This window comes from Gelidimonas denitrificans, assembly GCF_055694065.1.
This window is the reverse complement of sequence record NZ_CM146350.1, coordinates 422,209-435,554: the sequence shown is the minus strand read 5'-3', so window position 1 is coordinate 435,554 and position 13,346 is coordinate 422,209. Positions and strand designations below refer to the sequence as shown.

The window sequence follows — 13,346 nt, the reverse complement described above, 5'->3', positions numbered from 1 at the left end:
GCGCACAACATGAAACCAACCGGTTTGGCGCTGGCAGGCCTGCTGGCATTTCTCTGTATCGGAAATGCCCAGGCGCAACTCTATAAATGGGTGGACCCCGATGGGAAAATCACCTACAGCGATCTGCCGCCGCCCAAGGCCGCCCGGCAGCTGGAGAAGTCGGCGCTGAACCCCGGCGACTCTGCCGCGGCACTGCCTTACGCGTTGGCCGAGGCCAGCAAAAATCATCCGGTAACCTTATTTACCGGCGAACAATGCGCGCCCTGCACGCAAGCCAGGGATTTCCTGAAAAATCGCGGCATTCCGTTTGCCGAAAAATCCGTCATCAGCAATCAGGATATCGCCACATTGCGCCAGATCAGCGGCAAAGCCCAGTTGCCGCTGTTGCTGATCGGCCGCAACCAGCAACCGGGATTCGACTCCGGTGCCTGGAATTTGGCATTGACTGCCGCCAGTTACCCACAGGACAACAAGTTGCCCAGGGATTATCGGTACCCGCCGGCAGAACCGGCCGCACCCACGACACAAACAGCGCAGGCAGCACCGGCAAAACCTGGCAAGATGGCAGATACTGGCAATCGCACACCGCCGGCGACAACCGCACAGCAGCGCCTGCCCGCCACCGGCAACGCGCCTCCTGGCTTTCGCTTCTAGCATGATTGCAACCAGACCATGACCAGCATCGATTTTCATACCAATATCGCGGACAAGCTCAACTACACCTGCCGACTGGTGCGCAAGGCGGTCGCCGCGCAGCAACGGGTCGCCATCCTGAGCGACAATGAGGCCGAACTGAGCGCGCTTGACGCGGCGTTATGGACCTTCTCGGAAGCCGATTTCCTGCCCCATGTACGATCCGGCCACGCGCTGGCGGCGCAAACCCCGATCATTCTGCTGCCGCACGACAGCGCAGATTGTTCGCACCATCAGATCTTGATCAATATATCCAGAACAACGCCCGTGCATTTCGCCAGTTTCGAGCGGCTTCTGGAAATCATCTCCACCGATGAAACAGACGCAACGTGCGGCCGCGAACGTTTCCGCCAATACCGGCAACGCGGTTATCCGCTGGCCCACTTTGTCGCAAAATAATCCTAGAAATGAATAAAGACAAACTCGACGCCAGCATCCCGGTACTGACCGAAATCATTGCGCAGGAACAGGATTTCGTAGACGCAGCATCGACACTTTCACCGGCTGCGCCACAGTCTGAGTTCAGTCCGAGCGCAGACGAAATCACCGAAGCTAGCGAAGTCGCCGCAACCCCCGAAGTCATCATCCCAGCCGATTTACCGCCTTGCGCCGCCATCAGCGACCACCAGTGGGAAGCGCTGGAGCACAAGATCAGTGAACGCGTGCTAGGTCAATTGCAGGCCCGGATTGATTTCGTGCTGGAACACCAAGTCAGGGACAGCCTGGCGAACGCCTTGCAACTGGCGGTCGATGGCATGGTGGCAGAAATCAAGCGCGATCTGCACCACACCCTGGAAGAGAGCATCGCCAGTGCCGTAACACAGGAAATTGCACAGTTAAAAACGGGCAACAAGTCCGTCGAGCACGCCACAGAAAATTAATTTAATAGGGAGTATCGCAAAAAACATAGGATATTCCGCATGTATTAAAGCGGATATAAAAAATACAATCAATAGTATGTTGCCATGAAAGACTTTGACGACGACGCTTTTGCAAAGACATGATTAAATGGCCTTGCACAAGTCAAAAAAACAACCATTCACAAGAAACGTTTATTTTATTAAAAAATACCATTTCATTTGTTGTTTAATGAAAAAAATTACTACTGTAATAACTACATAGAAAATCGAAAATTTCTTACAATCGAAGTATCCAAAACTTCGAGGTTGCCATGAAAGTCATCGTATTAGGTTCCGGTATCGTAGGTACAGCGTCCGCCTGGTTTCTCAATCAGGCTGGCCATGATGTGACGGTGATAGACCGTCAGCCAGGCAGCGCGCAGGAAACCAGCTTTGCCAACGGTTGCCAGATTTCGGTATCGCATGCCGAGCCCTGGGCTAATCCGGCAGCGCCGATGAAGATATTGAAATGGCTGGGAAAAGAAGATGCTCCTCTGCTGTATCGCTTTCGTCCGGAATGGCTGCAATGGAAATGGGCGCTGCAATTCCTGCGCGAATGCACGCCTAAACGCACCGACTACAATATCCGCCAGATCGTCGCGATCGCCGAATACAGCCGCCAGACCTTGCAAGCGCTGCGCACCGATACCGGAATTGAATACGATTGCCTAACGCGCGGCATTCTGCACTTTTATACCGACCAGAAAGATTTCGACGAATCCCTGCCGTCAGCCAAACTGATGCGCGATCTGGGCTGTCCGCGCGATTCGATCAGCGCCGATGAAGTGGTCAAAATCGAACCGGCATTGGCCGGCATCCGCAATAAAATCGTCGGCGGCGATTTCACCGCCACCGATGAATCCGGCGATATTTTCAAGTTCAGCAACAGCCTGGCCGACAAGGCGCAGCAAGCCGGCGTCGAGTTCCGCTACAACACCACCGTCACCCGCTTGCTGACCGAAGGCACGGGCGCAGCCGCAAAAATTACCGGCGTCGAAGTCATCCTGCCAAACGGCCATCATCAAATACTACGCGCAGACAGCTTCGTGGTTGCGATGGGCAGTTTTTCCGTACCGCTGTTGAAGCCGCTCGGAATTGATTTGATGATTTACCCCGGCAAGGGCTATTCGGCCACCTACCAAGTCACCAATCCGGACGCGACGCCATCCGTATCGCTGACCGACGACGGTTACAAACTGGTGGTCTCGCGACTCGGCGACCGCTTGCGCGTGGCTGGCACGTGCGAACTGAATGGCTATACGCGCGAACTGAACAGCACTCGCTGCGAAGCGATCACGCACCGCACCCGCGAATTGTTCCCGGACGCCTGCGACTACGAGAACCCGACCTACTGGACCGGTTTGCGGCCAATGACGCCGTCGAACATACCGTATATCGGCAAAACGAAGATCAGCAACCTGTACCTCAATACCGGCCACGGCACACTCGGCTGGACCATGGGCTGTGGTTCGGGGCGCGCACTGGCAGACATCGTCTCGGGCCGGCGCCCTGAACTCGATTTCGCATTTACCGGCATGAGCGGTCAGGCCAGCCACGCAAGACCAACCAAGATGCAACCGGCATAAGACCGGTTTTACAAACCCGCTATTTTGAGGTACGCACCTGTAGCTCTACTGCCTTTTCGTCAAACGCGATCTGGGTAGTGAACTTGGCGCGTTTCATCGGAAAGCGGGAATGGAAATGACGCACATTGCCCGATCCGGAAATGACACGCCGCACAAACTGGTAGTAGGCGTCCATATCGATCACATGCACGGCAAGAAAATAGTCAAACTCGCCGGAGACAAAGTAGCACTGCATCACCTCCGGTTCCAGCTGCATGCACGTCTCGAATTGCACCATGCAATCGTCTGACTGATTGATCAGCGAAATTTCCAGAAATGCCAGCATTCCATAACCCAGCGCGAACGGATCGACCATCGCCACATTAGCGCTGATGACACCCATCTCACGCAACTCGCGAATGCGCCGCAAGCAAGTCGGCTGCGAGACATGCAACTGGTCCGCCAGCACCCGGGTCGGAGTTTGATTATCCTTTTGCAAAAGATTTAAAAGCCTGCGATCCACCATGTCCAAGGTACGAATTTTTGACATATAAAATTTGTAAAATCCAATAGAACCAGAATAAAAAAATATTTTCCATCAATTTTACCTGCGGCATCTTTTCGATATTCAAAAACCTGAATAACATCGTTTTACTATTGCGTGCGCGCAAAAAATCAATCGTAAAAGTCGCTCATACTAATCCGGTAGTTGACGGCAATGCGCTGACAATTTTCCATAAAAAACACAGCTGCTCTTGAATAGACGCATTTTTATTTACTGCAAGCACGATATGTTGTACCTTTAATTTATTCAGATTCCTGAATGCCCAAGTTTAACGGTAACCCGCTTTATCACAATTCTTAGGAGATGTTCATGCAGTTCACAATAAAAATGATTCCACTGGCAGCCGCAATCGCATTCGCATTTGCTGGTACCGCATCCGCTGCAGATGAACAAATCGTTAAAATCGGCCACGTTGCCCCAATTTCCGGCCCCAGCGCTCATCTTGGTAAGGATAATGAAAACGGCGGCAAGATGGCAATTGAAGAGTTGAATGCCAAAGGCCTGACCATCGGTGGCAAAAAAATCAAATTCGAACTGCTGACTGAAGATGACGCAGGCGATCCGAGACAAGGCACGACTGTTGCACAAAAACTGGTAGATGCAAAAGTCAAAGGCATCATCGGTCACCTCAACTCAGGCACCACCATCCCGGCTTCGAAAATTTATTCTGAGGCTGGCATTCCACAGATCTCTCCTTCTGCCACTAACCCGAAATATACCCAGCAAGGCTTTAAGACTGCCTTTCGCGTAGTAGCCAATGACGCCCAATTAGGCGGCACGCTAGGACGCTATGCAGTCAAGATGCTCAAGGCCAAGAACGTCGCCGTCATTGATGACCGCACTGCCTATGGTCAAGGCGTAGCCGATGAATTCATGAAGGCAGCCAAAGCCGCTGGCGCAAACATTGCCGCACAACAGTTCACTAATGACAAAGCCACCGATTTCAACGCGATTCTGACATCGATCAAGTCGAAAAAACCTGACGTTATCTTCTTCGGCGGCATGGATTCGGTTGCCGGCCCGATGATGCGCCAAATGAAGCAGCTCGGAATCGAAGCCAAGTTCATGGGTGGCGATGGCATCTGCACCGGAGCCCTGGCCAAACTGGCGGGCGACGCCGTCGGTGAAAGCCAGGTCGTTTGCGCAGAAGCCGGCGGTGTTGTCGATGCCGACAAAAAACCCATGGAAGATTTCCGTGCCGCGTATAAAAAGAAATTCGGCATCGACGTTCTACTCTACGCACCGTATGTCTATGATTCCGTCAATGTAATGGCGGCGGCGATGCAGAAAGCCAATTCGGTTGAACCAGTAAAATATTTACCTGAACTGGCTAAAATTCATTACAAAGGCGTAACTGGCCCGATCGTTTTTGATGCAAAAGGCGATATCAAGGATGGCTCCCTGACGCTTTTCACTTACAAAGGCGGCCAGCGCGAGTTGATGGCCGTAGTCAAATAATCAGTCTTCTCCCATAAAAAGCGCCCTTGTCTTCGGACTGGGCGCTTTTTGCTTTTTGTGTCAGGCTGATTTGAGAGCGCAGCACGAAAAAAAGCGCTCGGTTGAGCGCTTTTTGCATCACTGCTAAGGGGTGACGCTACTTCTGGATGCTACTTCTGGGCCAATACCCACTTGACCAAGGTGTGCGCTTCAGCTTCGCTGACCTGCGTGTTGGCTGGCATTGGAATTGATCCCCACACGCCACTACCACCTTTCATCACTTTGGCAACCAGCTTGGCCTCAGCATCTTTCTGTCCTGCATATTTTGCCGCTACGTCCTTGAACGCAGGGCCAACCACCTTGTTTGCGACTGCATGGCAAGCCATACAATTCTTGGCTTTTGCCAAATCGGCATTTGCCATAGCGGCGTTAGAAACCAGTCCGCCCATCGCAAAAAGAACCAATAAAAAACTTTTCATTGCCTTCTCCAAAATAATGACTGTAAGCATTTTACAGCGGTTTTTTTCATCCATATCTGGCGACATTGTATCGCCCGCACAAATTATCGCACTTGATTGACTATCGGCCTTGTTCCGTTACACTCGTTGACAATATCACGCGATGAAAGATCTGCCATGCCACTGATTATTGCCATCGTCTTATTATCCATATTGAAATATTTTGAAGTCGGTTTCTTCGCCGATTTTTCGTGGTGGTGGATTGCCGGACTGATGGCGTTTACTTTTGTCTGGTTCGAATTCATTGAAAAAATGCTCGGGCTAGACAAGCGGCGCGCCCACGATGCAATGGAAAAAATACGCATGGAGCGCGTCAAGGCAACCTTTGACAAAACCAATCACAACAAGCGGCGCTAGTTTTGGGGCTGGTAAACGCAAAAAGGCCGGAATCGGAATTCCGGCCTTTTTTATTGGATAACAATGCTGCTGATGAGCGCTTATCTTTTCAATTGCGTGATATCGCGCACCGCGCCGCGGTCAGCCGAAGTTGCCAGTGCCGCATATGCTTGCAGAGCCTGTGACACAGTACGCTGACGATTTACCGGCTGCCACGCACGATCGCCCCTGGCGTTCATGTCAACCCGGCGTTGCGCCAGATCGGCGTCACTAACCTTGAGATGGATACGACGCTCAGGGATGTCGATTTCAATAGTGTCGCCTTCTTCGACCAAACCGATCGCGCCGCCTTCTGCCGCTTCCGGAGAAGCATGGCCGATCACCAGTCCGGACGAACCGCCAGAGAAACGGCCGTCGGTAAACAGCGCGCAGGACTTGCCCAGACCTTTGGATTTGATGTAGGACGTCGGGTACAGCATTTCCTGCATCCCCGGGCCGCCTTTCGGGCCTTCATAGCGAATGATGATGACGTCGCCGGAATGTACCGCATCGGCCAAAATCGCTTCCACCGCATCATCCTGGCTTTCGAAGATGCGTGCCCGACCGGTGAATTTCAAAATGCTTTCATCGACACCGGCGGTTTTGACGATGCAACCTTTTTCAGCAATATTGCCGTACAAAACAGCCAAGCCGCCATCCTGCGAATACGCATGGGCCTTGTCGCGGATGCAGCCGTCAGCGCGGTCGGTATCCAGACTATTGAAGCGTTGGCTTTGCGAGAATGCCACCTGGGTCGATACGCCACCGGGCGCGGCGCTAAACAGTCTATGTACGGCCGGGTCCTCGGTGCACAAGATGTCGTTATGCGCGATGGCATCTGCCATGGTTTTACTGTGGACGGTGGGCCGGCTGGTATCAAGCAAGCCGGCCCGCGCCAGTTCACCCAGAATACCGAAGATGCCGCCGGCGCGATGCACGTCTTCCATATGATATTTCTCGGTTGCGGGCGCCACCTTGCACAGGCACGGTACTTTGCGCGAAATACGATCGATGTCGGCCATCTTGAAATCGACACCGGCTTCATGCGCGGCCGCCAGCAAGTGCAGCACGGTATTGGTCGAGCCGCCCATCGACACATCCAGCGTCATCGCATTTTCAAACGCTGCTTTGGTCGCGATGCTGCGTGGCAGCGCCGTCTCATCATCCTGTTCGTAATAACGCTTGGCCAGTTCGACGATCAGTCGCCCGGCATGCAGGAATAACTCTTTACGGTCGGCATGGGTAGCCAGGATGGTGCCGTTGCCTGGCAAGGACAGGCCCAGAGCTTCGGTCAGACAGTTCATCGAATTGGCGGTAAACATGCCCGAGCAGGAGCCGCAGGTAGGACAGGCAGAGCGTTCGATTTGTTCGATTTCCTCATCCGATACGCTGGAATCGCCGGCCTTGATCATGGCATCGACCAGATCGATTTTTATGATCTTCTGCGTGCTTTCCTGCTTGCCGTGCATGGTCTCGACCATCTTGCCGGCCTCCATCGGGCCACCGGAGACGAACACTACCGGGATATTCAGACGCATCGCAGCCATCAGCATGCCGGGCGTAATCTTGTCGCAGTTGGAGATGCAGACCATCGCGTCGGCGCAATGCGCATTGACCATGTATTCGACCGAATCGGCGATCAACTCACGCGAAGGCAGCGAATACAACATGCCGCCATGCCCCATCGCGATACCGTCGTCGACTGCGATGGTGTTGAATTCCTTGGCGACGCCGCCGGCCGCCTCGATTTCGCGCGCCACCATCTGGCCCAGATCTTTCAGATGGACGTGGCCCGGCACGAACTGGGTGAAAGAATTGACGACGGCAATGATGGGTTTGTCAAAGTCGCCATCTTTCATGCCGGTGGCGCGCCAGAGTGCGCGTGCGCCGGCCATGTTGCGGCCGTGGGTGGTGGTGCGGGAACGATATTGCGGCATGTTGTGAATCTCCAAAATGATTTAGGCTAATTCTAACGCTAGGGCGCCTTGCGTGTAGCACTGTGTCAAATATATGACGTATTTCCGATTATGACGAATTCCAGCAAGAAATTAACGCCAGACTTTCAGGGCGGGTTTCAAGCCGGAATCCGTTTTATGATCATTTATAATCCATTGGCCGCACCGCATCATGAATGGAAAAGCGTGACGCAGTGGCACTGCCACATCTGTACTGTATATTTTTTGCACCTTATTACGAAAGAACCGCCAGATGCTGATTCACCCACTTCCAGATCCAATTGCCTTCTCGATAGGCCCGCTTGCCGTGCACTGGTACGGCCTGATGTATCTGGTGGCATTTGCCCAGTTTGTGCTGCTGGGAAGAATGCGTATACGGCAGCCGCATATCGCTGCCGCGCACTGGAAAAAAGAGGACCTGGACGACATGCTGTTCTATGGCGTGCTGGGCGTTATCATCGGTGGGCGTCTGGGTGAAATCCTATTCTATAACCCGGCCTATTATTTTTCGCACCCGGCCGACATGCTGGCGGTCTGGAAAGGCGGCATGTCCTTCCATGGCGGTTTCCTGGGCGTGATTATCGCGATGGCGTTCTGGTCCCGCAAAACCAAACGCAACCTGCTCGACGTATACGACTTTATCGCGCCGCTGGTGCCGCTCGGCTACGCAGCAGGGCGGATCGGCAACTTCATCAATGCCGAACTGCCAGGCCGCGTCGCTGATCCATCCCTGCCGTGGGCTATGATCTGGCCGAACGTGGATAACCTGCCGCGCCATCCGTCGCCGATTTATCAGGCGCTGATCGATGGCGTGCTGCTGTTTGTCATCCTGTGGTTGTTCGCCCGCACTGCGCGCCCAAGGCTGGCAGTGGGCGCGATGTTCGTGATGCTGTATGGTTGCGCGCGCTTTTTTACCGAATATTTCCGCACTCCCGATTACGAAGTCACATTTGCCGGCATCACCATTTCCGCCGGCCAGATGCTATCGCTACCGATGATTGCAATTGGTAGCGGCTTGCTGCTATTTGCCTACCGTAAACATCGGGCTTAAGCTGTTATCAAACTACTATTTCCATGGTTTTTACTGGAGTATAGACAAAAACCATGGAATTTACGCATTATTTTATGACGTGTTAAAAAATACTGTCATTCGATGGTAGAAGTCAGAAGCGCTTGCGTGATGAGGCCACACTGTTCCGGCGGGGCTGGTGCAATCGATAGACGATTGCCGCGCTTCTAGCGCACAGCGATCCATGGCACCGTACTGTCGTATGCCGTTAGTGCATCATCGACATCGCCCGACTCGGGTTTCATTGGTCAGTATTGGATTATTTGATCATCGCAGCGAACATAAAAAAAGCGGTTGTGCATCAGATGATGTACAACCGCTTTAGAATTTAACCCCGCCTGTGCCGCTATGCCGGCATCCCGAACCAAAGCGGTCCAAGGTGGTCACAGTCAGTTCAATTTCGGGTTCGTCGAACTAGCGACGCGCACACCCATCAAACTTGTCCCGCAACCGATGCATTTGAATGGTTCAAGGAATATATGACAATCGCGAACACGGCAGGAGATTCGAAGTCTACTCCATTCGAAACGCATGTCAAACGGTTATATCGATCTCAGAATAGATTTTCCTGAGGAGCCAGAGCGCGGTCGAGCACCGAATGCATGGTGGTAATCTGCTGCTGCACCTGGGCCATCGTCAACGCCGATAAAGGCCCTTCGGGCGCTTTGGTTGCCAGCAATTCGGCTGCGATGCCCAGCGCCGCCATCACCGCAATCCGGTCATTGCCGCGAATCCTGCCGGCATCGCGAATCGCGCACATCCTTGCATCGAGATAAGCCACTGCGTCCCGCAATGCAGCCTCTTCGCCGTCCTTGCAGGATAATTTATAGGGGTGGCCCATGATGATGACATCGATCTGGGTCATGCCGACTCCTCGTCTTGCTGTTGCGGATCAGGTATCTGCGCCAGCAATGCCGAGACCCGCTGATGCGCCTGCTGCATTTTTTCTGTCAAGATGGTATTTTCAGAAGACATGGCAGTGATTCTCAGGCGCAATTCGGCATTTTCATGCCGCAGAAATTGCGCCATTTCTGCCAGTTTATCGATTTTTTCGGAGAGTAAGTTAAATTCGGAATTCATCCCGTCACTATAGTAGCGCAAATGAATTTCCGTCAATAGATTCAATCAGTTGCATTGATATGTAGCAAGATATATCAATCATGCTGCATTTTAAAAGGCATGATTTTCAAAATATTCAATCGATACGCCGATACAATCGGAAACGCTCATCCCGGTCTGAAGGACGTCGCCCTTCCCACAGAATACGCCATTGACCGTCATATTGCCGCAGCAGCTTGGTATCGCTCTTTTTGCGCGGATTGTCCTGCAACAAAAGGTAACGGCAGGACGCCTCGTCAAAGTGTGCAAACGCAACATTACCGAAGAAAGCAAAAGATGCACGCTGAGCGGCGCCGATATTAGTGTCGACACAATATTGCTTGATGGGTAATTTCTGTGCAATCTGTTCGGCTACGCCCGCATAACTCTTGCCGTAATTTATCCACGGCAACCATAAGGTCATCAACAATAGCCAGCAAAGAATCACGCCACCAGACGACAGCACCACCGCGCGCCAGAGCACGGCGGGACGGCGCGCAATCCGCCAGTGCACCAGCGCCAGCCAGAACACGGTTGCCAAAGCGGCTACCACAAAGGCAAAAGCATTGAATTCCGGCCTGAATCCGGGCGCGAGTTTGAATGCGTTTTTTGCGATTTGGGCCGGCCAGCCTGTTTGCTTGGCGATCCAGCCCAACCAGATGAAGCCGGCACATGTTGACAGAGTCATCACCGAAAACCAGTCAATCGCATTGATTGCGCCGCGCTTCATGGTGGGCAAACCGAATGCCGCTAATATTGCCAGCGGTGGCAACAGAGGTAATAAGATTCCATCTTTAGGAGATTGATTCAGCAAGACCAGCAAAGACAGCGCGCCCACGAAAACTAGCGGAATCGTTATGTGCAAGCCCTTGTATTGTTTGCGCCAGGCATACACGGCCCAAACGGCAAAAGGCCACGCCGGCCAGGCAAACCAAATTCCATTTACCATGAAATATTTTGCGTTATTCCACGTCGGCCAGTTTAATTCGCGATAGGCGGCCGGTACCCATGCCGCCACTGGTGAACCATTAAATGGCTGAACGAAATAATTGCCGACGACCCAAACGCTGGCTACCAGCAGCATGACTGGCAATGTCATCAAGAAAAGCTGCGCCAACAACTTCCGGTTTTGAAGCGTCGCCAGAGTGATGGTAGTGAGCAACAAAGTCAGCGGCATCAGCCAGCCGCGCGTGAGGATTGACAAGCCCAGAGCGAGACCCAGCATGGCAGCGCTGCCAAATGAACCTGAAACGAACAATTTGGCGCTAGTGTAAAGAGCGAAAGCGATCAGCGATACTTGCAATGCTGCGGGACTAGTCTCATGACTATGCAGCAGCAGGCCAAGGCAGCCGAGATAAATCAGCAAAGCGCCATCGGCCAGCATGCGGCCAAAATCCTGCGCGTCAGGCTCTCCGCCGAAAGCCAGTTTCAGCGGTTGCACCTCCGGCCTGCGGCCCAGTATATAGGTGCAATACCAGACCGAAGACGCACCAATCAGAAAGAACAGCATGGCCGACACCCGAGCCGCCATCGGCTCGCCCAGCAACCAGCCGAACAATTTGATGCAGATGGCACCGAGCCAATACGCAAGCGGCCCTTCGTCTGCCAGCGGCAGCCCGACCACATGCGGCCACAGCCAGTCATGCATGCCACCGTGCGCCATCGTCCACATGACGCCGAAACTGATCGCATCATCGTTCTTCCACGGGTCGCGACCGATCAAGCCTGGAAGGATATACAACAGACACAGCGCATACAAACCCCAGCGTGGGAGGGTATGCGCGGCCGAGGCAGGCAGACGGACGGGCTTCATTAAAATTATTTGATCGTTCCGTGAACGCGTAAGCGCAATATTGTGTCCGAAAACTCTAAAGGAATGCGGCCAGGACAACAAAAAAGGCAGCTTGGGCTGCCTTTTTTGTTGAGAAGCAAAGAAATTACTCTGCCACTTGGGTTTTAGAACCGACTTTACCGAATTTCTGACGGAATTTCTCAACCCGGCCGGCGGTATCGACGATCTTATGCTTGCCGGTGTAAAACGGATGCGATTCGGAAGATACTTCGATCTTCACGAGTGGATATTCCGTGCCTTCAAATTCCATCTTGTCACGCGTCTGAATGGTTGAGCGGGTAACAAATTTGAAATCGCAGGACAAGTCGTGAAACAAAACTTCGCGATAATTTGGGTGAATGCCGTCTTTCATGTGTGCCTCTAAATAGTTTTGGTAGCCAATCGTCACTTCGTCGGCCGTGCTGCTTCTTGGCCCGATTGTCGATCACTTTCCAAGGGTTGAATGCTGCTGCTTAAAATCGTAACCCGAAATTATACAATGCAATTAACCGCTACGGCTAAATTTGCGTTAGAAATGCTTGTATGACGCTGGACCAAAGGACATCATTTCAATGCCAGTTCAGCAACGCTGTGATCGTCTTTAACGCGAATTGGAATAAGATATCGGCCTCGAACAGGAGTAAAAAACGTGGCGATCAACATCAATGCAGGGATGAGTACGGCGTTGCAGGTCATTGAAGCGCTTGGCATTATCGCCTTCGCCAGCTCGGGCTTCATTGAGGCGCGCCGCAAGGAAATGGATCTGATCGGCGTTTTCACAGTGGCTTTCATCACAGCCTTCGGCGGCGGCACCTTGCGTGACATTTTGCTGGACCGCCGGCCTCTGTTTTGGGTGCAGCATCAGGAATACACGCTGTTAATATTTGCGCTGGCCCTGGTCGTGCTTCCTCTTTCGCACTATTTACGCTCAGCGTCTGCGGAACGCGCGATTAACTTTGCCGATGCGCTGGGGCTCGGCCTTTTCAGCGCAGTAGGGGCCTCGATTGCGCAAGAGATGCAAATGCCGATTTTCATCTGCGTCATGATGGGCGTCATCACCGCCATTTTTGGTGGCGTGTTGCGCGATATGATTTGCAACGAAATCCCGCTGGTATTTCGCCGTGGACAGCTCTACGCAACCTGCGCTTTTATCGGTTCCTGGGTGTATCTGATACTGGATCTGGCCAATGTCCACCAGACGATTGCGCTCATTGCCAGCATTCTTGTCACAACCATCCTGCGCCTGCTGGCGGTGCGCTTTGACCTGAAGCTGCCGGCCTGAAACGTAAATAGGGCGCATGCCGCAGCATGCGCCCTATCCTGCCAGTCAAAAACAAGCTT

15 protein-coding genes and 1 other RNA gene are annotated in these 13,346 nt (G+C 52.9%); 8 read left to right on the top strand and 8 right to left on the bottom strand.

Annotated features, from left to right (window positions below; translation table 11 throughout):
- Window positions 1-9: 9 nt before the first annotated feature.
- The 4 genes from FKCLFG_RS02110 to FKCLFG_RS02095 all read left to right on the top strand — a co-directional run bounded on the left by FKCLFG_RS02110 (window position 10) and on the right by FKCLFG_RS02095 (window position 3,178).
- Window positions 10-654, top strand: a complete 645-nt coding sequence (locus FKCLFG_RS02110) for a DUF4124 domain-containing protein (RefSeq protein WP_472614597.1) — start codon at window positions 10-12, stop codon at window positions 652-654.
- Window positions 655-672: 18 nt separating this feature from the next.
- Complete coding sequence (locus FKCLFG_RS02105) at window positions 673-1,092, top strand: DNA polymerase III subunit chi (RefSeq protein WP_472614596.1); 420 nt, start codon at window positions 673-675, stop codon at window positions 1,090-1,092.
- Between the two features lie 8 nt (window positions 1,093-1,100).
- Entirely contained in the window at window positions 1,101-1,574 is a 474-nt protein-coding gene (locus tag FKCLFG_RS02100) for a hypothetical protein (RefSeq protein WP_472614595.1), read from the top strand.
- A gap of 290 nt (window positions 1,575-1,864) precedes the next feature.
- Entirely contained in the window at window positions 1,865-3,178 is a 1,314-nt protein-coding gene (locus FKCLFG_RS02095) for a D-amino acid dehydrogenase (protein WP_472614594.1), read from the top strand.
- Between the two features lie 19 nt (window positions 3,179-3,197).
- Here the strand turns inward: FKCLFG_RS02095 and FKCLFG_RS02090 are convergent, their stop codons facing one another.
- A complete protein-coding gene (locus FKCLFG_RS02090) occupies window positions 3,198-3,707 on the bottom strand; it encodes an Lrp/AsnC family transcriptional regulator (protein ID WP_472614593.1) in 510 nt (169 codons plus the stop codon).
- 324 nt (window positions 3,708-4,031) lie between these two features.
- Here FKCLFG_RS02090 and FKCLFG_RS02085 point away from each other — a divergent pair, with 324 nt between their 5' ends.
- Entirely contained in the window at window positions 4,032-5,180 is a 1,149-nt protein-coding gene (locus FKCLFG_RS02085) for a branched-chain amino acid ABC transporter substrate-binding protein (protein WP_472614592.1), read from the top strand.
- 149 nt (window positions 5,181-5,329) lie between these two features.
- Here the strand turns inward: FKCLFG_RS02085 and FKCLFG_RS02080 are convergent, their stop codons facing one another.
- Complete coding sequence (locus tag FKCLFG_RS02080; protein WP_472615769.1) at window positions 5,330-5,638, bottom strand: c-type cytochrome; 309 nt, start codon at window positions 5,636-5,638, stop codon at window positions 5,330-5,332.
- Window positions 5,639-5,794: 156 nt separating this feature from the next.
- Here FKCLFG_RS02080 and FKCLFG_RS02075 point away from each other — a divergent pair, with 156 nt between their 5' ends.
- Window positions 5,795-6,034, top strand: a complete 240-nt coding sequence (locus FKCLFG_RS02075; protein ID WP_472614591.1) for a TIGR04438 family Trp-rich protein — start codon at window positions 5,795-5,797, stop codon at window positions 6,032-6,034.
- A gap of 80 nt (window positions 6,035-6,114) precedes the next feature.
- Here FKCLFG_RS02075 and ilvD read toward each other — a convergent pair whose 3' ends face one another.
- On the bottom strand, window positions 6,115-7,989 hold the full coding sequence (ilvD, locus tag FKCLFG_RS02070) for a dihydroxy-acid dehydratase (RefSeq protein WP_472614590.1): 1,875 nt from the start codon (window positions 7,987-7,989) through the stop codon (window positions 6,115-6,117).
- 271 nt (window positions 7,990-8,260) lie between these two features.
- Here ilvD and lgt point away from each other — a divergent pair, with 271 nt between their 5' ends.
- Window positions 8,261-9,058: a prolipoprotein diacylglyceryl transferase gene (gene lgt, locus FKCLFG_RS02065; protein ID WP_472614589.1), complete on the top strand. Its 798-nt coding sequence runs from the start codon at window positions 8,261-8,263 to the stop codon at window positions 9,056-9,058.
- Between the two features lie 345 nt (window positions 9,059-9,403).
- Here the strand turns inward: lgt and ssrS are convergent.
- The 5 genes from ssrS to FKCLFG_RS02040 form a co-directional block, all read right to left on the bottom strand.
- Window positions 9,404-9,583, bottom strand: a non-coding RNA gene (gene ssrS / locus FKCLFG_RS02060) — 6S RNA.
- 46 nt (window positions 9,584-9,629) lie between these two features.
- The gene (locus FKCLFG_RS02055; protein ID WP_472614588.1) at window positions 9,630-9,941 is read right to left on the bottom strand and encodes a cell division protein ZapA; all 312 of its coding nucleotides are present in this window, start codon (window positions 9,939-9,941) and stop codon (window positions 9,630-9,632) included.
- Window positions 9,938-10,156 (bottom strand): DUF904 domain-containing protein, encoded by a 219-nt coding sequence (locus FKCLFG_RS02050; RefSeq protein WP_472614587.1) that lies wholly within the window; start codon window positions 10,154-10,156, stop codon window positions 9,938-9,940. Before FKCLFG_RS02050 ends, FKCLFG_RS02055 begins: the two co-directional genes overlap by 4 nt.
- A 115-nt stretch (window positions 10,157-10,271) precedes the next feature.
- Entirely contained in the window at window positions 10,272-11,987 is a 1,716-nt protein-coding gene (locus FKCLFG_RS02045) for an ArnT family glycosyltransferase (protein WP_472614586.1), read from the bottom strand.
- Between the two features lie 124 nt (window positions 11,988-12,111).
- Entirely contained in the window at window positions 12,112-12,378 is a 267-nt protein-coding gene (locus FKCLFG_RS02040) for a type B 50S ribosomal protein L31 (protein WP_472614585.1), read from the bottom strand.
- Between the two features lie 300 nt (window positions 12,379-12,678).
- On the opposite strand from FKCLFG_RS02040, the gene FKCLFG_RS02035 reads away from it, so the two are divergent.
- Window positions 12,679-13,287, top strand: coding sequence for a trimeric intracellular cation channel family protein (locus FKCLFG_RS02035; protein ID WP_472615901.1), 609 nt, complete (start codon window positions 12,679-12,681; stop codon window positions 13,285-13,287).
- Window positions 13,288-13,346: the final 59 nt, after the last annotated feature.